Origin of the sequence: Chroococcidiopsis sp. CCALA 051 (genome assembly GCF_003015105.1) — a bacterium.
Classification (GTDB): Bacteria; Cyanobacteriota; Cyanobacteriia; order Cyanobacteriales; family Chroococcidiopsidaceae; genus Chroococcidiopsis; species Chroococcidiopsis thermalis.
On record NZ_PYCI01000015.1, the window covers coordinates 13070 to 34026 of the forward strand.

Annotated in this window: 26 protein-coding genes and 1 pseudogene; 14 read left to right on the forward strand and 13 right to left on the reverse strand. The window is 43.2% G+C overall.

The window, feature by feature from the left end; all coding sequences use genetic code 11:
- Nucleotides 1-274: 274 nt before the first annotated feature.
- On the forward strand, nt 275-1447 hold the full coding sequence (locus tag C7Y66_RS05480) for a DNA cytosine methyltransferase (RefSeq protein WP_106544787.1): 1173 nt from the start codon (nt 275-277) through the stop codon (nt 1445-1447).
- A gap of 30 nt (nt 1448-1477) precedes the next feature.
- Here C7Y66_RS05480 and C7Y66_RS05485 read toward each other — a convergent pair whose 3' ends face one another.
- A complete protein-coding gene (locus C7Y66_RS05485) occupies nt 1478-2218 on the reverse strand; it encodes a SinI family restriction endonuclease (RefSeq protein WP_158265870.1) in 741 nt (246 codons plus the stop codon).
- A 175-nt stretch (nt 2219-2393) separates the two neighbouring features.
- On the opposite strand from C7Y66_RS05485, the gene C7Y66_RS05490 reads away from it, so the two are divergent.
- The 5 genes from C7Y66_RS05490 (at nt 2394) to C7Y66_RS05510 (ending at nt 6381) form a co-directional block, all read left to right on the forward strand.
- Nucleotides 2394-2639: a UPF0175 family protein gene (locus C7Y66_RS05490; protein ID WP_015157315.1), complete on the forward strand. Its 246-nt coding sequence runs from the start codon at nt 2394-2396 to the stop codon at nt 2637-2639.
- A 171-nt stretch (nt 2640-2810) separates the two neighbouring features.
- The gene (recQ, locus tag C7Y66_RS05495; RefSeq protein ID WP_106544789.1) at nt 2811-4937 is read left to right on the forward strand and encodes a DNA helicase RecQ; all 2127 of its coding nucleotides are present in this window, start codon (nt 2811-2813) and stop codon (nt 4935-4937) included.
- A gap of 190 nt (nt 4938-5127) precedes the next feature.
- On the forward strand, nt 5128-5433 hold the full coding sequence (locus C7Y66_RS05500) for an RNA-binding protein (protein ID WP_106167977.1): 306 nt from the start codon (nt 5128-5130) through the stop codon (nt 5431-5433).
- Nucleotides 5434-5665: 232 nt separating this feature from the next.
- The gene (locus C7Y66_RS05505) at nt 5666-6178 is read left to right on the forward strand and encodes a hypothetical protein (RefSeq protein ID WP_106218093.1); all 513 of its coding nucleotides are present in this window, start codon (nt 5666-5668) and stop codon (nt 6176-6178) included.
- Complete coding sequence (locus C7Y66_RS05510; protein ID WP_106544790.1) at nt 6175-6381, forward strand: hypothetical protein; 207 nt, start codon at nt 6175-6177, stop codon at nt 6379-6381. The genes C7Y66_RS05505 and C7Y66_RS05510 overlap by 4 nt, the downstream gene beginning before the upstream one ends.
- A gap of 52 nt (nt 6382-6433) precedes the next feature.
- On the opposite strand, the gene C7Y66_RS05515 is transcribed toward C7Y66_RS05510, so the two are convergent.
- The 7 genes and pseudogenes from C7Y66_RS05515 to C7Y66_RS05545 all read right to left on the reverse strand — a co-directional run bounded on the left by C7Y66_RS05515 (nt 6434) and on the right by C7Y66_RS05545 (nt 9648).
- On the reverse strand, nt 6434-6739 hold the full coding sequence (locus tag C7Y66_RS05515) for a DUF86 domain-containing protein (RefSeq protein ID WP_233222540.1): 306 nt from the start codon (nt 6737-6739) through the stop codon (nt 6434-6436).
- Nucleotides 6736-7029 (reverse strand): nucleotidyltransferase family protein, encoded by a 294-nt coding sequence (locus C7Y66_RS05520; RefSeq protein ID WP_106544791.1) that lies wholly within the window; start codon nt 7027-7029, stop codon nt 6736-6738. Before C7Y66_RS05520 ends, C7Y66_RS05515 begins: the two co-directional genes overlap by 4 nt.
- 168 nt (nt 7030-7197) lie before the next feature.
- Nucleotides 7198-7338: pseudogene (locus C7Y66_RS05525) on the reverse strand (glutamyl-tRNA reductase); the annotation flags it as partial.
- Between the two features lie 49 nt (nt 7339-7387).
- Entirely contained in the window at nt 7388-7633 is a 246-nt protein-coding gene (locus C7Y66_RS05530) for a hypothetical protein (protein ID WP_106544792.1), read from the reverse strand.
- A complete protein-coding gene (locus tag C7Y66_RS05535) occupies nt 7611-7892 on the reverse strand; it encodes a BrnT family toxin (RefSeq protein WP_106544824.1) in 282 nt (93 codons plus the stop codon). Before C7Y66_RS05535 ends, C7Y66_RS05530 begins: the two co-directional genes overlap by 23 nt.
- Nucleotides 7893-7986: 94 nt before the next feature.
- A complete protein-coding gene (locus tag C7Y66_RS05540) occupies nt 7987-8538 on the reverse strand; it encodes an AAA family ATPase (protein WP_106544793.1) in 552 nt (183 codons plus the stop codon).
- Nucleotides 8539-8763: 225 nt separating this feature from the next.
- Complete coding sequence (locus tag C7Y66_RS05545; protein WP_106544794.1) at nt 8764-9648, reverse strand: GyrI-like domain-containing protein; 885 nt, start codon at nt 9646-9648, stop codon at nt 8764-8766.
- Between the two features lie 329 nt (nt 9649-9977).
- On the opposite strand from C7Y66_RS05545, the gene C7Y66_RS05550 reads away from it, so the two are divergent.
- Nucleotides 9978-10943, forward strand: a complete 966-nt coding sequence (locus tag C7Y66_RS05550) for an integron integrase (protein WP_106544795.1) — start codon at nt 9978-9980, stop codon at nt 10941-10943.
- A 184-nt stretch (nt 10944-11127) separates the two neighbouring features.
- Here C7Y66_RS05550 and C7Y66_RS05555 read toward each other — a convergent pair whose 3' ends face one another.
- The 4 genes from C7Y66_RS05555 to C7Y66_RS05570 form a co-directional block, all read right to left on the reverse strand.
- Nucleotides 11128-12414, reverse strand: a complete 1287-nt coding sequence (locus C7Y66_RS05555; protein ID WP_106544796.1) for a glutamyl-tRNA reductase — start codon at nt 12412-12414, stop codon at nt 11128-11130.
- A gap of 132 nt (nt 12415-12546) precedes the next feature.
- Entirely contained in the window at nt 12547-13584 is a 1038-nt protein-coding gene (gene glpX, locus C7Y66_RS05560; RefSeq protein ID WP_015157307.1) for a class II fructose-bisphosphatase, read from the reverse strand.
- A 347-nt stretch (nt 13585-13931) separates the two neighbouring features.
- Complete coding sequence (locus C7Y66_RS05565; protein ID WP_106544797.1) at nt 13932-14783, reverse strand: pentapeptide repeat-containing protein; 852 nt, start codon at nt 14781-14783, stop codon at nt 13932-13934.
- Nucleotides 14784-14788: 5 nt separating this feature from the next.
- Nucleotides 14789-15433, reverse strand: a complete 645-nt coding sequence (locus C7Y66_RS05570; protein WP_015157305.1) for a microcompartments protein — start codon at nt 15431-15433, stop codon at nt 14789-14791.
- A 248-nt stretch (nt 15434-15681) separates the two neighbouring features.
- Between C7Y66_RS05570 and grxC the strand changes: the two genes are divergently transcribed.
- The 6 genes from grxC to grxD all read left to right on the forward strand — a co-directional run bounded on the left by grxC (nt 15682) and on the right by grxD (nt 19100).
- Complete coding sequence (gene grxC, locus C7Y66_RS05575; protein ID WP_015157304.1) at nt 15682-15993, forward strand: glutaredoxin 3; 312 nt, start codon at nt 15682-15684, stop codon at nt 15991-15993.
- Nucleotides 15994-16083: 90 nt separating this feature from the next.
- Entirely contained in the window at nt 16084-16587 is a 504-nt protein-coding gene (gene tadA / locus C7Y66_RS05580; RefSeq protein ID WP_106544798.1) for a tRNA adenosine(34) deaminase TadA, read from the forward strand.
- Nucleotides 16588-16716: 129 nt separating this feature from the next.
- A complete protein-coding gene (locus tag C7Y66_RS05585) occupies nt 16717-17499 on the forward strand; it encodes a 1-acyl-sn-glycerol-3-phosphate acyltransferase (protein ID WP_015157302.1) in 783 nt (260 codons plus the stop codon).
- A 223-nt stretch (nt 17500-17722) separates the two neighbouring features.
- On the forward strand, nt 17723-18379 hold the full coding sequence (locus C7Y66_RS05590; RefSeq protein ID WP_106544799.1) for a hypothetical protein: 657 nt from the start codon (nt 17723-17725) through the stop codon (nt 18377-18379).
- A gap of 71 nt (nt 18380-18450) precedes the next feature.
- On the forward strand, nt 18451-18711 hold the full coding sequence (locus C7Y66_RS05595) for a BolA family protein (RefSeq protein ID WP_015157300.1): 261 nt from the start codon (nt 18451-18453) through the stop codon (nt 18709-18711).
- Nucleotides 18712-18776: 65 nt separating this feature from the next.
- The gene (grxD, locus tag C7Y66_RS05600; protein ID WP_015157299.1) at nt 18777-19100 is read left to right on the forward strand and encodes a Grx4 family monothiol glutaredoxin; all 324 of its coding nucleotides are present in this window, start codon (nt 18777-18779) and stop codon (nt 19098-19100) included.
- 237 nt (nt 19101-19337) lie between these two features.
- Here grxD and C7Y66_RS05605 read toward each other — a convergent pair whose 3' ends face one another.
- Nucleotides 19338-19589, reverse strand: coding sequence for a DUF6761 family protein (locus C7Y66_RS05605; RefSeq protein ID WP_106544800.1), 252 nt, complete (start codon nt 19587-19589; stop codon nt 19338-19340).
- Nucleotides 19590-20118: 529 nt separating this feature from the next.
- On the opposite strand from C7Y66_RS05605, the gene C7Y66_RS05610 reads away from it, so the two are divergent.
- The gene (locus tag C7Y66_RS05610; protein ID WP_106544801.1) at nt 20119-20925 is read left to right on the forward strand and encodes a response regulator transcription factor; all 807 of its coding nucleotides are present in this window, start codon (nt 20119-20121) and stop codon (nt 20923-20925) included.
- Nucleotides 20926-20957: the final 32 nt, after the last annotated feature.

Sequence of the window (20957 nt, forward strand, 5' to 3'; positions counted from 1 at the left end):
CTAGAGCTATATGTAAGGGCGCGATCGGCAGTACCATTCTCCCCATCAATACCAATTAATGATACGCGATCGTAAATACTAGTATTTGATTATGAACAATTTAGTTAGTATTTAAGTAAACTACAGTCATCGTCGTGCTTTGTAACTTTATAATGCTGCTTCAGTCAGGGTTGAATGCTAGAAGATTTTTAGGTATATTTTTATACGATAAATGTCAATGATTACATCTAACAGTATTAGCTAAACTAGGATACAAGCTTGAGGACTGACAGCAGTGATAGAAGGCAGAGCGATATCGATTAGTTTATTTACGGGAGCAGGTGGTTTAGATATTGGTATGGAACATGCTGGTTTCCATACAGTAAGCATTGTAGAAAAAGATTCTGACTCTGCAAAGACTATAGCCCTCAACCGACCTTATCTTAAAAATGCTGTTGCACGAGATATACAACAGATTAAAGCTTCGGATCTCCTTGAAGAGGGAGGATGTGCTATCGACCTTGGTAGATCCCTGCGTCCTGGTGAAATAGATTTAGTGACGGGTGGTCCTCCTTGTCAGCCATTCAGTACAGCAGGAAAACGTGGTTCGGTCATAGACCCTCGCGGTAGCTTGTTCATGGATTTTATACGTATTGTTGAACAATTGCAGCCACGCTTCTTTGTTATGGAGAATGTTAGAGGATTATTATCTGCTCCTATCCGCCATCGACCTCATCTGCAACGAGGAATGGGTTATCCTCCACTTGAACAAGATGAAATGCAAGGCAGTGCGCTACAAGTAGTTCTAGCAGAAATGAAAAGTCTTGGATATCAAGTCGTATACAATCTTTTAGAAGCAGCAGATTATGGTGTTCCTCAAAATAGAGAAAGAGTTATATTTATTGGCTCTAGAGAGAGTGAAGCAGTTACATTTCCACTTCCTACTCATAGTAATAGTGGGATATCGCTACCTAAATGGCACACGCTTCAGGATGCTTTAATCAACCTAAACGATCCACAACCAGAATATACTCCTTACTCAAACAGCCGTCTCAAATATTTAAAACTTTTAAAAGGCGGTCAAAATTGGAGAAACTTACCTGATGAATTGAAAAAAGAAGCAATGGGAGGAGCATATAACTCTGGAGGTGGTAAAGTCGGTTTTTATAGAAGACTATCTTGGAACAAGCCATCGCCAACGGTAACAACAAGTCCGTACCAGAAAGCTACAGATATGTGTCATCCAGAGGAACTACGTCCTTTGAGTGTTAGAGAGTGTGCTAAAATTCAAACTTTTCCTGACGATTGGATATTTTACGGTTCTACAGCCTCTAAATATAGACAGATAGGTAATGCTGTTCCTATACTTTTGGCTCAAGCAATTGGTAAACATTTATATAAATTGCTTCAGGAAGAAAAGACAGCAGGAATCCAGATTTTTGAACAACTATCCTTGTTTGCTCAATAATTAATTCAATTTGCTGATATATACAGTATTTTAGTCCTGGAGTAACTGCCAATAATTACTATTTTCTACATATAACGCTGCTGGATTTTCCGTAATTGCTTTTCTAACAAATGCGGAAAAACCCTCTTCAGAAAGCTCCGAGCATCCTATTAAATGATTTAATTCCTTCCAGTATTGAACGCCATTTCTAGCATTAATTCTATGCCATTTACGAATTGTAGTGCCTTTTCGTACACTACTACTTGAACTATTTTCAGAGTTGCTACGGTTTTTAATTTGTAATAAATCTCCTTGCTTAGTACAAAAATCAACTTTATCCATAGTTTCACCCCAGGCACAATACCAACCATGAGACAAGAGTTTTTCAGCAAGATATTCCTCAAGTAGAGAGCCTAATATATTTTCTGCTGACATCGAAAGACGATGTGCAGATAGAATTTTATTGAGATTGTCACTATTCAAATCTGGAAGACGAGCAGAAATAATTACATCAATAATTCCATCAGGAACAGTACCTATCTTTTTACTAGTCCGCTTCGATGGTCGGTGATTGTAACTACTACAATATTTTTTTAACCACTTACTGATATACTCCAAGCGAGAGTTGCATCTTTTTAAAGTGGGAAAGAGTTCGGGTGAATCACAACAAACAGATAACACGGTTTTTACAGGATTGTTCCAGAAGAACTCAGGGGTAGCTGTTGCTATATTTTTGGCATCTGAAATTATTAGGTTGGCATCAAAGTCAGGTATTTTGATACTACTACTCACAATTATCCTCAGTCACATCTACGGCTTTAGGTACTTGCTTTATTGTTCCCAGTAACTCATATGAAGTCACATCCAAAGCTTTTGAAGTGTCTGTGTAAGAATTCGTTTGCTGAAAATTTGATGAGGCGATCGCTTATCCTAAAGCTATAGCATTCAAAATTTTAAGTGAACTCTGATGAGCGTTGTGATTCCTGAAGACATCCTTCGAGCTACAAAAATGACCGAGGATGAACTGAAACTAGAGATTGCCCTTATGTTATACAAGCAGGAGAAAATTAGCAGTGGTAAAGCGCGTGCTTGGACGGGATTAACGGTCATCCAGTTTCAACACGAACTCGCTAAGCGCGGCTTTGGTATTAACTATGACGTAGAGGACTTCGAGGCAGATATCCAAACGCTACGGTCAATGGGAAGACTGTAGTTGTTGTCAGCGATACATCACCCATTACAAATGCAGAAGAGTAATCTGTGTTGAGGTATGTTTAATGTTATTGCGATCGCTCTCTTCCATACATTTTGCAACTACAAACCTTTTCGCGCATCGTGAATCTGGGCAAAATACAATATAGTCATCCCGCACACTACCTCAACCATGCCTCGGTTTCAATCCCTGGAAGCAGCACTCAAACACTACTTCGGCTACGATAGCTTCCGCCCTGGACAAAAACAAATCGTCGAACAAGCGCTGCAAAATCGGGATCAACTGATTGTCATGCCTACAGGTGGCGGAAAATCTCTCTGCTTTCAGCTGCCAGCCCTGTTACAGCCAGGTTTAACTGTAGTCGTATCCCCCCTGATTGCCCTCATGCAAGACCAGGTGGAGGCGCTGCGAGATAACGGAATTGGGGCAACATTTCTCAATAGCAGCCTCAACTTACATCAAGTGCGATCGCGGGAACAAGCGATTCTCAGCGGCAAAACTAAACTCCTCTACGTCGCCCCAGAACGCCTGTTAAACGAAAAATTTCTGCCTTTTCTCGACTTAATTCGCGAGAAAATCGGGATTGCAGCTTTTGCAATCGATGAAGCCCACTGCGTCTCGGAGTGGGGACACGACTTTCGCCCCGAATATCGCCAGTTAAAACAGTTGCGTCAGCGTTACCCTGGTGTACCAACCCTCGCCCTCACCGCCACAGCCACAGATAGAGTTCGTCAAGATATTATTCAACAGTTAGGATTATCACAACCTAGCATTCATATTGCGAGTTTCAACCGCCCTAATCTTTACTACGAAGTTCAACCAAAACAAAAGCAAAGTTACAGCCAACTTTTACAAATTATTCGTCAATCGGAAGGATCGGGAATTGTCTATTGTCTCAGTCGTCGTAAAGTAGATGAGATTGCCTTTAAGTTACAACAAGACAAAATTGCGGCTCTACCTTACCATGCAGGTTTAAGCGATACAGAAAGAGCGGAAAATCAAACCCGTTTTATTCGCGATGATGTCAGAGTTATGGTAGCAACGATCGCCTTTGGGATGGGAATTAATAAACCTGATGTACGATTCGTTATCCATCACGATTTACCTCGAAATATTGAAGGTTACTATCAAGAATCGGGACGGGCGGGAAGAGATGGTGAAACAGCCCGTTGTACTCTATTTTTAGGTTACGGTGATATCAAAACAATTGAATATTTAATCGACCAAAAAACCGATTTGCAAGAACAAAGAATTGCCCGTCAACAGTTGCGTCAGGTCATAGATTTTGCCGAAGGGACAGATTGTCGGCGCACAATTGTCTTAGGCTATTTTGGCGAAAGATTTGCCGGACAATGTAGCGGTTGCGATAATTGTCTTGCACCTAAACCAGTTGTGGACTGGACAATCGAGGCGATGAAATTTCTTTCTTGCGTGGCGCGTTGCAAAGAGAAATTTGGCATGAATCACATTATTGATATCTTGCGCGGTTCTAAAAATCAAAAAGTTTTGCAATACAACCATAATAAACTTTCAACTTACGGAATTGGCAAAGATAAAACTGTAGAAGAATGGCGATTGTTAGGGCGATCGCTACTACACCAAGGTTTACTAGATCAAACAACTGATGGTTATTCTGTTTTAAAACTTAATGCTGCAAGTTGGGAAGTCATGCGACGACAGCGGACAGTTTCAATAGCAATCGATACCACCCCAAATCTCTCGGCTCAACCGTTAGAAGCACGAACGGCTGAAGTCGAAATGTTATTTCAAAAATTGCGATCGCTGCGTAAAGAAATTGCTGACGAACAATCAGTTCCACCCTATGTCATTTTTGCCGATTCTACGCTGAAATTGATGGCATTGCAGCAACCACAAACTTTAACTGAATTTGCTAAACTTTCGGGTGTAACCTCACATAAAATAGCTCAGTATGGCAAAAAATTCTTAATAGAAATTCAGGCTTATACTCAAACTCAAACCCAAACTTCAAATCTACCAACTGACACCGAACAATTTACATTACATTTATATCAACAAGGATTGAGTGTAGCAGAAATTGCCCAAAAGCGAGATCTGCGCCCGACAACAATTATCCGCCACCTGTCAGATTTGGTGGAAAAGAATCAAGATGTAGATTTAGATCGTTTAGTGAATCGCGATCGCCAGATTAAAATTTGTCAAGCTTTAGAAAAACTTGGCGATATTTCCCTTACCCCAATTCGAGAATATTTAGGTGAGGATTATTCCTACGACGAAATCCGCTTGGTGAGGGGACGCTGGCGAAAAGACAAAAATTGAAGCTGGCTCTAAAAGGTCAACTAGCTCGCCATTGAGATCGCGATCGCCGCGATCGCGATCGTCCAAAAATCTCATAATGCGGTAGCATATAGACGAGACAATGAAATTCGGTTGTATTGTTTGTGATTAAAATCAACAGGCTTCTCTCCGAAATCTGAATCTCTGCACCTTCTGATTTTGGAGACAATGTATGTCAATTTATGTAGGTAACTTATCATATGAGGTAACGCCAGAAGACCTCAGCGCTGCTTTTGCACAGTATGGCTCTGTAAAAAGAGTTCAATTACCAACCGACCGCGAAACAGGTCGAGTGCGTGGTTTTGCATTCGTAGAAATGGATACAGATGCCGAAGAAACCACTGCTATTGATGCCCTCGATGGCGCTGAGTGGATGGGGCGGAATATGAAGGTGAATAAAGCAAAGCCTAGAGAAGACAGAGGCTCGTCTGATGGTAGACGTGGAAGCAACAACGGGGGATACTCTCGTCGTTACTAAACTTTGATACAAAGAATTTGACTCTAAGGTTTGAGGGTAGACAAGGAGTCTGCCCTTTTGTTTTTGAACATAGCTTGCGGAGCAGGTTGGCTAAATTCTAGCCTAGTTGATTTTATAACAAAGGAACACAGCTAGATTGGAGTGACTGCATTTTCGCAACTACAAACACCATACTTAGTATTGACAAAATAGCCAAAAATGAAAGCAACTTAAGTAAAAAAACACTTAAAATATGACTCCAGAAGCAATACGCATTGTTACTCAATTAAGGCGTGAGTTTTATTCTCTCTTTGCTACAGAGATGAGAGTTCCAGTAATTATTACTAACAGTAACTCATCCGCTAGTAATCCATCTATAGCTTCTTGGGTAGATCGTCAACAAAGATTAAACTATGTATATATTTACGTCCACTTATCGCCTGATGAATTAATCCCCAACCGTCCATTTCTGCTGAAGTTAGCTATTAATAAAGGTGCTGGTATAGCTACATTTACGAAACAGCATCAAGACTATCAAAAACCGAATCAGCGTTGGTACTTCGAGTTAACTCTATTGCCAGAAGAAATCTTAGATTTTCTGCCCTGGATAGTTAGCTTGGTTCAGTCTCATGAAAAAGGTTTTAACTCATTTGCGTTAGAACCACCACATCCGTTTGAGGTCAAGATGTCTCATCTACCATTATCCGGTGATATTTGGACTCAGAAAGCTGGACAGCAAGCTTCTCATACTCTGGTAGTCCAATGAAAATTCAAGCATTAAACATTCAGATTGGCGATCGCATTGTTGCCTATTGTAATAGCAAGAGACAAATCTGTACTGTCAAGCAAGTACAAGATTCCGGTCAGGGTAGCATCGCGCTGACAGTATGTCCTTCTGGAAATAATCGGCTTTCACTTTCACGGGTGATTCGGTTTCACCAAGATGCTTCAGTCGATTTAGCAAGCTAAAACTACTATACTGCTGGATCGATTTCCATTTTATTGAAGATTTAGATCGCGGTTAGGGCAAGTTTACCGAGATGAGATTAAAGATGTCTGGTGAACCCGCCTCGCCAACACCGAAAACTTCATTTTCATCCCGCATTCCAGCAATATCACGCCAGGGAATATCAGGATATTGGCTTCTCACTGAATCGGGGAGTCGCTTCACGGCTTCGCCAATAATTTCGATCGCCCTTGAAACGGCAAACACCTTCTCCAGGTTTTGTGAGAAATCCTCAAAGTTAATGCCTGTCGTAAACTGCTCGATCGCAGCAACAGCATCCAAAATATCCTGCAAGTAGTCTGCAACTTCTCGCTTACTCACAGATAGACGACCTCTGCCAAAATCCGCTCTCCAATGCGTGGTTTTAAACCAGCCTTATGCACCAGATCGACCTTGACTCCCAGATGATCGCTGAGATAGTTCTCTAAATTGACAAATTTCAACAAGCTTGGTGTCTCAAAAAACTCCACTAGCACATCCACATCGCTAGTTTCGGTCTGTTCTTGCCTAACGTAAGAACCAAAAACCCCTAACTCTCGAACTTTGTAACGTTCCTGCAACAATGACTTGTTTTGTACAAGCCACTGCTTAATCTCCTCCAGCGTTTTCATAAAGCCTAACTCCCTCAAGGCAAGCACAGCACGTAATCTAGCTTACCCTGCTCTGTTCCGGCTCTGAAATTGTGGTTAGGACGGGCTGACAAAGATCCTTGTATTTATTCAAAGATTCCTGGTGAACCCGCCCCTACGAATGACAAATGACAAATGACGAATGACAAACTAACCAAACTGTTCCTCAGCATCCAAATTAAACAGGACTTGAAGAGTTTGCATACAACGCCGCCTCGCCTCAATATCCTGCTGCGATCGCAACTGTACCATCGGATCGTGCAAAATTTTATTCACGATTCCTCTGGCTAACGTTCCGGCTGAGCGGCGACAAATACGACTGAAACGAAGCGCAAAGACCTTACTCGTCCGCTCCAACCGAATTGTTAGCTGGCTGGCGCTGGGCTATTTTCATCAACAAACGCAATGCTTCATTTACCGCATCTTCACTCGGAAACGCCTGAGCCACATCAGGATCTAGAAGAACAAGATTCGTTCCCGCTTGATAACGCTCTATATACTTGCCCCTGACTCCTCCCGCCATTTGCGAAAAGTCATATTCAGGTCGTAGATCATCATCCATTTCACGATTCACATCCTTCTTCATAAAATCTCCGTTCCTGACGGGTTGCTTTTCGAGCACTGATGATTCGTATTTTTTCTCCTCGATCCGTATGGGCGACAATTAGAAGCTGCCCGAATCTGGATACCCCAATGATAACGTAACGACTCTCTCCAACCGAATGATCCGGATCGGGAAATGTCACTGATAGCGGATCATTGAAAACGGTAGCCGCTTCCTCGAAGGAAACATTATGTTTCTCGCCGTTCAATTTTGCCTTATCTGGGTTCCATTCAAATTCCATCCAAATCAACTCACCCGTAACCACTCCCGAAGTCTAGCAGTGAATCCTTGTTTATCCAAAGCAAGACGCAGAGATAATGTGCAATCAGAGTCAATCACTTCAGCAAAAATGCTTCAATGTTATCCAAATTGGGAAAATATCCATTACTCGTATCAACTTCAAGTGTAGGAATGGGTAAAAGCGGTGGATGGTAATCTCCTGGCGGTAATTCGATCCCTTCTTGAGCAGCGCGTACTCCCCAATCACCATGAAATCTTAGCCGATTTGGATCAGATAAGCCGCGTTGAACAAACCGCGATCTCGCTAAATGAGGGTCAACCATGCAAATAACGCTCTTTATTTCTGATATCTGTAAAAGCCGTTCTAGCGGTGTTGCCCAGAGATGGTGTTGAAACGCTGCTTCTGCGACTAGCGTTATTTGCTTTATTAACAGAAATTCTAGAATTTCAAAAAATGTGTTGTAGATACTTTGGTTAACATCTTTTCCAAGAGATTCGCGATCGCTTTTCATCGTATTCACAAATCCTTCTTTGATTTCATCACGACAGATCGCTGGGCATCCTATCTTTCTTGCAAGAGTATGTGCCAGAGTAGTTTTTCCCGATCCTGGTCGTCCAGCAACAATTACAAGTAAAGGTTTCTTCATAACGCTGGACACCAATATTAAATAACTCGTTCGGCACGAAGTTGGTTTCCAATACCAACAGATAACACTTAAACCACTGCCACCACCCGTAACCGAAGCCAGCTAACGTTCCGCCTCACCCGCCGCTAGTAACCTTTTGAACTCAACGAAAAGACTCCAAACGGTCGGGTGCAGGCGGATTGTTATGCGGCTTTTACACTCGTGCTAGCAAAGCGGTTTGTGAATTCACTTGAGGGGAAGAAACACGTCGATCACTGCCTCATGTTCAGGCACATCGGGGAAGAACTTGACTCGCTGTAGAAACAGTGGAAAGTCTCGCGGTTCTTCTCCGCTGGATGGGAGCCATTTCGAGTAAAGGTGAGTGATGCTTTCGCCAAGATTCGCATCATTTCCAATATGTCGCAATACAGCACACCGACCAGCGGGAATCGTTTTTTCTACCACTCCAAATGAATTGTCAGCGACATCCCACTCCGTTGATGCACAAATGTCCAAACGAAAATCTTCAGGCGAGGTTTCAGATGGATCGTTGTAAAGGATGTTGAAAGTTGCACTGATCTGAGGGGTCAGGTGATTTTGATGTCGCCATTCGATGAACTTGCGGATTGAAGTTTCGATCAGATTGGGGTCTCCACAGTGTTCAAGCACTGCCACTTTGGTTTCTGGAAACGAGATAACTTTAACAGTTTCGGCTTGATGGTCTGGTTTCATATGCTTGCTCCTTAAATCACTTAAAGGCTGATAAATCAAGTGCCAAGGATTCCACTGCGGACGCTCTCTGAACTCGGAAGGGGTTTGACCAATACGCTTCTTGAATGCACGAGAAAACGATTCATGATTTTCATAACCACTTGCCAGTGCAATATCGACGATCGGGATCTGGTGACGAAAAGCCAGTTGATAAGAAGCGCGTTTCAAACGAGTGAGTTGAATGTATTTGTACACGCTAATCTCAAAAAGCTCAGAGAACTGCCTGTGAAAGTGATACTTCGAGAATGCAGCAACGTTACTGAGGCGATCAATAGAAAGATTGTCGTCTAAGTGAGCATCGATGTACTCAAGCACCTTGCGGAGTCTAGAGCAATAAGTGTCAAAAGCAGATCCATTCAATGAAGTATCCTCCTCGGCTGTTAATAGCCTACTCCCTTGAAATCTGTGAAGCTTGACAGAAATTGCTCAGTTTACAAATGCTTAGGTTGCCGCATAACTATTTATTATACTGACGTTTTCTATATAATTAGCCTACAGAAACTAGTTATATAGAGTCTTTCCAGATAATATCCTAAATCTGAATGATTATACAGACATTTTCCATATAATTACCCGATCTAGGTTAATTAACTGGAATCTTTCCATATAAATGTCGTAGCCACTTAAATTTTTTTTGAAATAACATTGAAGTTAAAAGATGATTCAGATACTTATTTAGATTTTATTCTATGGAGCAACGTCCAAAAAAATTACTAGAACAGGTACAAGATGCTATTCGACTTAAGCATTATTCATATCAAACAGAAAAAACTTATGTTCATTGGATTAAACGTTACATCTTTTTTCATAATAAACAGCATCCTAAAGATATGGGAGGGAAAGAAATTGAAGCTTTTTTGACAGATTTAGCTGTTCATCAAAAAGTGGCAGCATCTACCCAAAATCAAGCACTTCACGCTATTTTATTTTTATACAAAGAAGTATTAAAACAAAATTTAGATTTAAAAGTCGATGCAGTTAGAGCAAAACAAACTCGTTATCTACCAACTGTTCTCACCAAAGAAGAAGTTTTAGCAATTATTAAGCAATTATCGGGTGTTTATCAACTTGTAATCAAACTACTTTACGGTACTGGATTAAGATTGACTGAAGGTTTACAATTACGTGTTAAAGATGTTGATTTTGCTCAGCAGCAAATTATCGTTCGTGATGGGAAAGGAATGGAAAGTCGCGTGACAATGCTACCTGCAAGCATTGCTGAAGAATTAAAAATGCACTTACAAGGTGTTAAGCTATTACATCAACAGGATTTACAAAAGGGTTATGGTTCAGTTTATTTACCATTTGCACTTGAAAGAAAGTATCCTGAAGCAAAATACGAGTGGATTTGGCAATTTGTTTTTCCTTCTGGAAATATTTCACAAGATCCTCGCAGTGGAGAAGTTCGTCGCCATTACTTACACGAAAGTGGTTTACAAAAGGCTTTGAAAAAAGCTGTTCAAGACGCAAAAATAAATAAAAAAGTTGGGTGTCACACTTTTCGTCATAGTTTTGCTACGCATTTGTTACAAAACGGCTATGATATTCGCACAGTTCAGGAATTACTCGGACATAAAGATGTCAAGACAACTATGATTTACACACATGTACTTAATCGAGGTGGGAAAGGGGTTCGTAGTCCACTTGACTCGTAGAGAGTCGATTGGTCTTTAGGAGAGATTGCTCTCCTCACCAAACACTAATTTTGCGTTGATTTAGTGTATTTGAAAAAATCTGCCATTGTGGTTAGGACGGGCTGACAAAGATCCTTGCTGTTATCCAAAGATTCCTGGTGAACCCGCCCCTACGAATAACCAATGACAAATGACAAATGACAAACTAACCAAACTGTTCCTCAGCATCCAAATTAAACAGGACTTGAAGAGTTTGCATACAACGCCGCCTCGCCTCAATATCCTGCTGCGATCGCAACTGTACCATCGGATCGTGCAAAATTTTATTCACGATTCCTCTCGTTAAAGCTTCAATCACTTCTTGGTGCTTTTCAGCAAATTCCGAACCCAAACGCGATAAAGCTTTTTCTAACTCTTGTTCGCGAATGGTTTCGACTTTATGACGCAAGCAACTGATCGTAGAAACAGTTTCCAGCGATCGCCACCATACGTCAAATGTTTCTACTTCCTCATCCAGCAGCTTTTCAGCTTCCATTGCCATTCTGCGACGGCTTTCTTGGTTTTGAGCCACCACAGCCTTCAAATCGTCTACGTTAAACGCTTGTACGTTGTCTAAATTGTTGACATCTTCATGTACGTTACGCGGTACGGAGATATCAAATAGCATCAACGGGCGATTTGGTTCTAAAGCAATTTCTAGCTTAGCGCGATCGATCAGCGGTTCTGTAGCCGAGGTACTAGTAAATACCAAATCTGATGTTGCCACCACTGGCATCATTTCTGATAGTAAACAAAGTTTTAAATCTGCATGTTGAAACTGATTAGCTAAAGCTTGCGATCGCTTTAAAGAACGATTCAAAATACAAATTTGGCTCGCACCTTTTGCCACCAAATGTTTAACGAGTAACTCCGACATTTTACCCGCCCCAACGATCGCCACTCGGCAAGCTGCCAAATTAGCAACTTTCATTTGGGCTAATTCTACTGCCGCAGAACTAATCGAAACCGCACCAGTACCGATACTAGTTTCAGAACGTACCCGTTTGCCAGCCGTAATTGCTTGTTTAAACAGCTTATTCAGAATGAGTTTGATACCGTTATATTGTTGTCCTAAACTGTGAGTTTGTTTTACCTGAGCTAAGATTTGCCCTTCTCCTAACACCAAGCTATCCAAACCAGCCGAGACTCGCATCAAGTGCATGACTGCATCTTGGTGGAGCAAAATAAATAAATGTTGTCTTAAATCGCGGACTGGTAATTTGCTGTGTTCGCCCAAAAACTGGCTAACTTCTCGAATCCCTTGTTCCGTTTCTGGAGTAACGATATAAATTTCCAGACGATTACAAGTGCTAAGTATTGCTGCTTCGGTAATATGCGGATAGCTACACAAAAGAGCGATCGCGCCTTCCAACTGCGATTCTGGAATACTCAGCTTTTCCCTAACTTCTACTGGGGCTGTTTTGTGACTTAACCCGATAACCGCAATGTTCATGTCTCCTCCCAAATGAGGGGCTAGGGGTGAGGAGTGAGGGGCGAGGGAATTCTTCATTAATTCCGAATTCCGAATTCCGAATTCCGAATTCTCCCTGCTCGATCGCTCCCTGCTCCCTGCTCCCTTTTCTTCCTACTTCAGTTGCAGTGTCTTTGGTTCGTCAAACATATGGATCGTGTCTACAAACCGCGCCGTGCGAGATTGGCTGGAGATAACTAAACTTTGGGTTCTGGCTCCACCTTTGAAGAAGCGGACACCTTCCATCAGCGTACCTGGGGTAATACCACAAGCAGCGAACAGGACGGTTTGACCCGAAGCTAACTCTTCAGCATTGTAAACTCGGTCTGGGTCATTAATTCCCATTTCTTTCAAACGGGCAATATTTCCCTCTTTACTTTCGCCAATCAAACCAGTTTTGACTACTTCTGGATCGTAGATCAATTGTCCTTGGAAATGCCCGCCCAAACAGCGCAATGCAGCAGCAGAAATCACGCCTTCTGGAGCTGCGCCAATTCCCATCAAGGCATGAATATTCGTTCCCGAGAAAGCGCAGGAGATCGCAGCGGAGACATCGCCATCGCTAATTAAGCGTACTCTTGCCCCGGCTTGGCGAATTTCTTGAATGAGTTCTTTGTGGCGAGGGCGATCCATCACGACCACAACTAGCTCCTCTACAGCGCGTCCGAGGCATTCTGAGAGGATTTTGAGGTTTTGGGTAGCCGATTTATTAATATCTACATGACCGCGTGCTGGGGCTGGGGCTGCGAGCTTTCTCATGTAAAAGTCAGGAGCAGCAAACAAACCACCTTTTTCGGCGATCGCCAACACAGCCATCGAACCATTTTGTCCGTAGGCGACTAAGTTCGTCCCTTCGCAAGGGTCAACGGCAATGTCTATTTCAACTAATTCATCTGGGTTACAGTAATCTTTGGCATCGGCACGGGTACAGATCCCGACTTCTTCGCCAATGTATAACATGGGGGCTTCATCCCGTTCGCCTTCACCGATGACAATCCGACCCCGCATGTAAATTTTATTCATTCTCTCCCGCATGGCTTCTACAGCCACTTGGTCAGCAGTGTTTTTCTCGCCTTTACCCATCCAACGGGAAGATGCGATCGCTGCTTGTTCTACAACTTCAATAATCTCTAAACCTAGAGTATTTTCCACGCGGTCTGTCCTCCCAATGCTCTGTTTGCTGCTGTTGTTTTGCGGCTGTATCAGTACATAAGTCTACCAAACGGCGTAACCCCGTGGACTACAAGTATTTACTCAGGTTTTGTTAAGTTTTGCTGCTGAAGATGGGTAAGGGGTAAGGGGTAAGGGGTAAAAGGGAATTGAGGAGGCGATCGCCCTTTGATTTTCTCCTTATACTTTAGTACCTATGTACTTAAATATAGAATTGGGGCGATCGCTTCAGACTGAGCTTAGATCTCCTCTTCCCTTCTTTGCGCCTTTGCGCCTACTCTACGAGAAGCCGCTGCGCGTCTATGCGTGACACAAAATTTTCCTTCCTTTTAACGAAAAACCTTACCATCAGGCATAATTGCCCCCTGAAAAATCGCCTTACTCAAATTAGCTTCATCCAACTTAGCTTCGGTTAAATTAGCCCCTATAAAAATAGCCCTACTCAAATTAGCGCCCCGCAAATCTGCTCTAATTAAATTAGCATTTGTAAAATTAACTTTACTTAAATTCGTCCATCTCAAATCCGTCAGATAAAGCTCTGCTGCACTTAAATCAGCACCAAACAAATACGCCCCACCAAAATGAGCTTCACTCAAATTAGCTTGACATAAATTAGCGCGATAAAAATAAGTAGCGATCGCCTCAGCCTCATATAAATTAGCACTACTCAAATTAGCATGACTGAAATTAGCCCCAGTTAAATTAGCATAAACCAGACTAGCCCGACTTAATTTCGCCACGCTCAAGTCTGCTTCGCTAAGAGTAGCTCCGATAAATTCAGCCGCCGTCAAATTAGCATGACTGAGATCTGCGGCTTTTAAATCGACACCCCGCAAATCTGCTCCTATCAAATTGGCATAAGCTAAATCTGCACCCATCATTTGAGCCGAAATTAACTGAGCGTCAACTAATTCGGCTTTTTGCAAATTAGCGTCAATCAATTCAGCTTCGCACAAACTAGCTGCACTGAGATTAGCCCCACATAAATTAGCTGCAATCAGTTTAGCGCGATCGAGATTGGCTCTTTTTAGATTAGCCTTGGTAAGATTAGCACCCCTAAAATTAGCCCCACACAAATTAGCTGCGCTCAAGTCAGGTACAATCTGCGCGTATGAAGAGCGCCACTCTAACCAAGTAACCGCACCCTGTTGCAGTAGCGCCAGATGCTCCCGATTTGCCATTCCTGCTACTCCTTGCGCCCACCAACAGTAGGAAGTTCGCGCCCGTGGGCATTTTCCATCGCCGCCAACGCCGCACTCGAACCCGCAATAATATCTCGTTCTTCCCCACCCAGGTAAAGCCGTCCAAAACTACCCACCGCTTGAATCTCTAGAATATTAATCAAGGCTGCTTTTTCTGCTTGATTTGCGGCTAGAGCTGCATAAGCCGCAGGTTGAACTTCTAATACATACAACGTTTGTCCTGCCAAAATCATCTGTCCTCGGCGGGTGCGGTTAATCAATTGTGTTTGGTGCGGATCGATATTGCGAATAATCTGACTCGACATCACTTGTGGCTTGAGGCAATCTCGTTCGCGTACTCCCATTGCTTCCATCACCGCCTTACCCGCTGCCCGCGTCTCCCCCTGGCGACTAGAATGGACTTCTAGCAATCCATAAAGCCGTTCTACCACCTGCACCCCTGGACGCACAGAAGCAGATTTTAAAGCAATATCCATTAAGCGGATCACCTCAATCCCTGGCGAGACTTCAATCCACAGAGAAGCATCACCTGGTAATGGCAAAAAACCTGCTGCCACCGTTCCCATGTAAGCTGCGTGTTGAGGTTGTAAGCTATCTATAAACACATAACTGCGTAATTCAATACCCAAAACTTAAATCTCCAAGCTCGTCATTGGTCATTGGTCATTAGTCATTTGTGAGTTTCTAGCGATCGCCAGTAAAAATACCAATAGAGGCATAATTAAAGACTTACAGTGAAGGTGAGAGATAGTACCGATTACCAATTACCAATTACCAATTACCAAACTCTCACGTAGGCTGACTGTAGTTAAGTATAATCAGAATTAATATGCGATCGCGTTCGTAAATTTCTGCCCAGACTGCCAATAATACAACTATGTTGGACTTCCTCAATCCGATTCTCAACCGTCATCCAGAGCGAGTCAAAGCCAACGTTGAGATTTACACCTGGCAGACTTGCCCCTACTGCATTCGCGCCAAATTATTGCTGTGGTGGAAGGGTGTCAACTACACGGAATACAAGATTGATGGTGATGATGTAGCGAGAAATAAAATGGCAGAACGCGCCAACGGACGGCGCACCGTTCCGCAAATCTTCATCAATAACGAGCATTTCGGTGGCTGCGACGATATTTACAAACTAGATAGCGAAGGCAAATTAGATCCTCTCCTCGCTCAGCCAGCCTAATATTTGTAGAAACGTTCGTAGGGATGCACGCTGTAGTAGGGGCGCACAGCTGTGCGCCCCTACTATGTGCGAACAAAAAACAGCAGAAACATGATTGAAGCCCCAGAATACATCATCCACCGTCAATGGATGCAACGGGCGATCGCTCTTGCCCAAATTGCCGGGGAAGCCGGAGAAGTTCCCGTGGGCGCAATAATTATCGATTCAAACGGTAACGTCATTGCCGAAGCAGAAAATCGGCGCGAACGAGACAACGATCCCACCGCCCACGCAGAAATTATTGCTTTGCGCCAAGCTGGTAAAACCTTACAAAACTGGCATCTCGATCGCTGTACCCTATACGTTACCCTAGAACCTTGTCCCATGTGTGCGGGAGCGATCGTCCAAGCACGAATTGGTTTACTTGTGTATGGTGCAGACGATCCAAAAACTGGAGCTATTCGCACCGTCACCAACATTCCCGACAGCGCCTGCTCCTACCATCGTCTCCCCGTTCTCGCTGGCATTTTAGACTCCACCTGTCGTCAACAACTGCAAGATTGGTTCCGCCAGAAGAGAGGGAGCAGGGAGCAGGGAGTAGGGGGAGAAAAGTAACTGGTCACTGGTCACTGGTCACTGTTCACTGCTAAAACTGTCCCCTATGTGTAGCGATCGCGACTAAAAAAAATTAGGGTGGAATTAAAGCCATATAACTTTACGTTCGCTTACACACTCGCCACCCTCATGATTCAGCTCGATTCCTCGCACACTGATATTGGGACAACTAAAAAGACCAAGGTGGCTGCAAGCTCTCACGTTTCGCCTTGGTTAACGCCCATAGTCTATCCTATCGGACGGCGTTTGGTCTTCCCCTTTTATTTTGACAAGATTGAAGTTAGCGGATGGGAAAACTTGCCGAATGGAGGTCCTGTCATCGTAGCACCTACCCACCGTTCTCGTTGGGATGCGCTCATGGTTCCTGCAATCGTGGGTAAGGTTGCAACCGGGCGAGATCCGCGATTTATGGTGTCCATAGACGAAATGAAGGGTATCCAAGGATGGTTTATTAGCCATCTCGGAGGGTTTGCTGTTGATGTGAAGCGTCCATCTATTGCTACTCTCAGACATGGCGTAGAATTACTACAACAAGGAGAAATGCTAGTCATTTTTCCTGAAGGTGGCGACCTGAAAAAAAATCGCGAGTGTACGCTGAATTCTCTTCAACCTGGTTTAGCTCGCCTAGCACTACAAGCCGAATCAAGTCAGCCAAATTTAGGTGTCAAAATCTTACCGCTCGGTATTTACTATAATCCTCCCACCGTACCGTGGAGATCTCAGGTTAGGATTAGTATTGGTTCTCCTATCCAAGTAGGAGATTACAGCACGGGTTCGATTAAAAAAGATGCGAAGCAATTGACACAAGATTTAGAACTAGCACTTAAACAGTTGGGCAGTAAGACGCAAGCAACCGTAGAGCAAGACAGCGCTCCTTCCCTATACTCTGAAAGAAAGGAATCTTTTATTTAAAACAATAGCTTCAGGTATCGCCGCCGAGGGAACAAAGTCAAAAGTCAAAAGTCAAAAGTCAAAAGCTAAAAGTCGAAATTAACTGCTTTCTATCCCCGACTTCCCATACAGACGTTGCCTGCAACGGCTCTACACCGACTTCCTGATAACTGATAACTGATACCTGATAAGATACCCGAAGTTCAAAATCGGTCTTGTGTTTTTTAGCGCACGGAATTAAGCCATGATTTCTGCTGGAACTCAACGCTTCCTTTACCATAGCTGCATAACATTATTTTCGGCGATCGCAGCTATTACTTTGCTGTCCCCAACTTACGTCCAGGCGCAAACGCCACCAGCACCAGCTACTCCTAACCAAGCTCAACCTATCGATCCAGAAAATCCTAACATTATTCAACCTTCTGCCCAGAATAATAGCGTTTTGAGCGTGGCTGGAGGTCAACGGCTGATGTCGGAAGCTAGCAGCGCTATCTCCTCTCAAAACTACGACACAGCGGTGAAAAAGTTGCAGGAGGCGCGTCAGGTTTTCAATCAAATGTCTAATTTCTACCAACAGCTAGGTGGTAACTTTCAAGGTATTGACAATCGCGTTGCCGATAGCCAACGTAAGAAAGCCTTGGATACTGCCCAAATGCGCGATGATGCGACTTACCAACTAGCACTGGTACATCGAGCCCAAAACAAGCCAGAACTTGCCGTACCGCTGCTGGTTCAGATTGTTAACAGTCAAAACCCAACTAGAGATTTGGGCAAAAAAGCCTATCAACAACTATTCGAGTTAGGATTTGTTGACACGCCCTTTCCGCGTACTGGCGATACTGGTAATGCACCGCAACGGAGTGAAGCTAAGCCTGCCGAACAATCTGCTCCAAAACAGTAGCGCCGAGGCGATCGCTCATCTATCCTTAGAAATAGTTAAATTAGAAAAGAGTTCAGCAATTAGGAATTGAAATGATTAGTCCTCAGCAAGTTGAGGAAATGATTAAGGTAGCGATCCCAGATGCCCAAGTTCAAGTACAAGACTTGACTGGGGGTGGAGATCATTACCAAGTAGTAGTCGTTTCTTCCCAGTTTGAAGGTAAGGGACGAGTACAACAGCACCAACTCGTCTACAGCTCCCTCAACCAAGCAATGTCATCAGAAGCTATCCATGCCTTAGCACTAAGGACTTACACACCTCAAGCTTGGCAAGCTGTCAGCCAAGTAGTGTAAGCTGGCTTCTCCCATAATTCTACGGTAGCGCTAATACCTCATCCTCAAGACTAGGAATAACAGCTATGACTCCAGAATTGAAAGAGCGACTCGATAATCTCGTTCAACAAAACAAAATCTTGGTTTTCATGAAGGGCAACAAATTGATGCCTCAATGTGGTTTTTCTAACAATGTCGTACAAATTCTTAACACTCTGGGAGTTCCCTTTGAGACTGTTGACGTTTTAGCAGACTCTGAAATCCGACAAGGAATTAAAGAATATTCCAATTGGCCCACCATTCCTCAAGTTTATGTTAACGGTCAATTTGTGGGCGGCTCTGATATTCTGATTGAAATGTACCAAAGTGGCGAGTTACAACAGATGGTAGAAGTCGCACTTGCTTCTTAACAATTAACGATTTGGATAGAAATGCGTATAGGGGCGTACAGTTGTATGCCCCTATTCATTTGCGGCAAAGTGTATTTTTAATTGTTGGCAATTTTTAGCCAATTTTAAGCATCAGCATAAATAGCTGACCGATCTAAGCTTGACCTTACCCGCTCGGAAGAAGCCCAATTTAATTCAAAATTCAAAATTTCGATCTGATTTTCCACTGAATCCTATTTCGAGCCAATCTACAATAACTTAACGGTAGTCTGATTCTGGTTCTGGCTGAACCGGCATTTCAAAGTTATACGGATCGTATAGAAAGCGGGTTGCTTCTTCCTCTAAACGATGAATTAGATAGGGTTCGAGGATGTTGGAATGCCTCATGGCTGCGAGATAGCCGTCTAAATACAAACGTAAATCGTCTGTGCGATAGCCTCTTTGCCACATTTCGACCAGGGCATCGGTCAGTTTTTGATAGTGGCGAATTGTTTGAGTATCTTGTAACATAGCGCAAGATGAAGGGATCGATTGTGCCTTGAAAATGTGTTTCTTAAAGGAATTTGGCGGGATAGAACTTTTAAGTTGTCTGCTCTAAGCTGAGTTTTTCAAGCAGCGATCGCGCTTACTAGCGACATAGAAATTATGAATTTCTTCTTAGTAAGAGTGTATTCAGTTTTAGCAAGTCGATTTTATCTTCAGTCCTCTATACTAACTAATAGTCGAACAATGACTGTACTGGATATAATTTTTTTCTCATTTATTTCATCATAGACTAAATTGATACCAAAAAGTTTGTATCTCTAGGGCGATTTTTCCTACGTGTCGTTCTTGACCAATTTGATGTTAGATGCTGGGGCGACCGATCGAGTCTCAGAATATTAAGTTTTTTTAAGTTTAGTTTTAGAAAAGTATGATAGCCGATGTCTGTTGTCTCGTCAAGCCTGCTAGAGAGTTGATCCTGAGGTAGCAGCTGTTACAAAAGCTTGACACAGGCTTTGATACCTTGAGAGTCACGTATAAAAGGAATCTTGCACCTGTGACCTCGGTTTGTATAGAAATTGTAGAGGGAAATCCACATCTGCGATCGCTACTCAGTTGGCACTTACAACAGGTAGGCTATCGAGTATATCAAGCAGCTAGTCTCTATCAAGCGCGAGACGTATTTTTAACGCGCCAACCCACACTAGTGATCCTCGATGCTGAATTAGCTGATGGTGACGGGACAGAGTTTTGCCGTTGGCTACAGCAACAGCAGCAACCACTCATTCTCATGCTATCTGCCCGCAACACCGAAGCGGATATTGTCACTGGCTTAAAAGCAGGAGCAGACGATTACTTGTGCAAACCCTTTGGGATGCAGGAATTTTTAGCGCGAATAGAAGCACTGATTCGCCGTCAACGCACGCCAGCCGCACCAGCTTACTTGGACTACGGCACTTTGCAAATAGATCTAGTCCAGCGTCGCGTTTACTTCAAAGGTGAATACATCGACCTCACGCCTCAAGAATTTAGTTTACTTTACGTCTTGGCGCAAGCTGGAGGTTTACCCCTCAGCCGCTCCGAATTACTGCGGCGTGCTTGGCCCGATGCTATAGATAATCCCCGTACCATCGATACTCACGTCTTGTCATTGCGGAAAAAAGTCGAAATCGATCCGCGCCAACCAAGCTTAATTCAAACTGTGCGTAATGTAGGGTATCGCTTCAACGCGGAAATTCTCAAAGCCAACAGCGTACAGCCAACCGACATTTCCCAACGCCAAACCGCAAATCACCACTCGAGTTTAGAAGAAACGAGGGAGAAGTCAGAAGTCACAAGTCAGAAGTCAGAAGTGTTTTACTAGTAAGTCAAAAGCAGTGTAGAGACGTTACATGT

Coding starts and splice junctions, on each gene's coding strand:
- C7Y66_RS05490 (WP_015157315.1), top strand. CDS start 2,394: ATGAGCGTTGTGATTCCTGAAGACATCCTTCGAGCTACAAAAATGACC.
- recQ (WP_106544789.1), top strand. CDS start 2,811: ATGCCTCGGTTTCAATCCCTGGAAGCAGCACTCAAACACTACTTCGGC.
- C7Y66_RS05500 (WP_106167977.1), top strand. CDS start 5,128: ATGTCAATTTATGTAGGTAACTTATCATATGAGGTAACGCCAGAAGAC.
- C7Y66_RS05505 (WP_106218093.1), top strand. CDS start 5,666: ATGACTCCAGAAGCAATACGCATTGTTACTCAATTAAGGCGTGAGTTT.
- C7Y66_RS05510 (WP_106544790.1), top strand. CDS start 6,175: ATGAAAATTCAAGCATTAAACATTCAGATTGGCGATCGCATTGTTGCC.
- C7Y66_RS05520 (WP_106544791.1), bottom strand. CDS start 7,029: ATGAAAACGCTGGAGGAGATTAAGCAGTGGCTTGTACAAAACAAGTCA.
- C7Y66_RS05530 (WP_106544792.1), bottom strand. CDS start 7,633: ATGAAGAAGGATGTGAATCGTGAAATGGATGATGATCTACGACCTGAA.
- C7Y66_RS05535 (WP_106544824.1), bottom strand. CDS start 7,892: ATGGAATTTGAATGGAACCCAGATAAGGCAAAATTGAACGGCGAGAAA.
- C7Y66_RS05540 (WP_106544793.1), bottom strand. CDS start 8,538: ATGAAGAAACCTTTACTTGTAATTGTTGCTGGACGACCAGGATCGGGA.
- C7Y66_RS05550 (WP_106544795.1), top strand. CDS start 9,978: ATGGAGCAACGTCCAAAAAAATTACTAGAACAGGTACAAGATGCTATT.
- C7Y66_RS05555 (WP_106544796.1), bottom strand. CDS start 12,414: ATGAACATTGCGGTTATCGGGTTAAGTCACAAAACAGCCCCAGTAGAA.
- C7Y66_RS05565 (WP_106544797.1), bottom strand. CDS start 14,783: ATGGCAAATCGGGAGCATCTGGCGCTACTGCAACAGGGTGCGGTTACT.
- grxC (WP_015157304.1), top strand. CDS start 15,682: ATGTTGGACTTCCTCAATCCGATTCTCAACCGTCATCCAGAGCGAGTC.
- tadA (WP_106544798.1), top strand. CDS start 16,084: ATGATTGAAGCCCCAGAATACATCATCCACCGTCAATGGATGCAACGG.
- C7Y66_RS05585 (WP_015157302.1), top strand. CDS start 16,717: ATGATTCAGCTCGATTCCTCGCACACTGATATTGGGACAACTAAAAAG.
- C7Y66_RS05590 (WP_106544799.1), top strand. CDS start 17,723: ATGATTTCTGCTGGAACTCAACGCTTCCTTTACCATAGCTGCATAACA.
- C7Y66_RS05595 (WP_015157300.1), top strand. CDS start 18,451: ATGATTAGTCCTCAGCAAGTTGAGGAAATGATTAAGGTAGCGATCCCA.
- grxD (WP_015157299.1), top strand. CDS start 18,777: ATGACTCCAGAATTGAAAGAGCGACTCGATAATCTCGTTCAACAAAAC.
- C7Y66_RS05605 (WP_106544800.1), bottom strand. CDS start 19,589: ATGTTACAAGATACTCAAACAATTCGCCACTATCAAAAACTGACCGAT.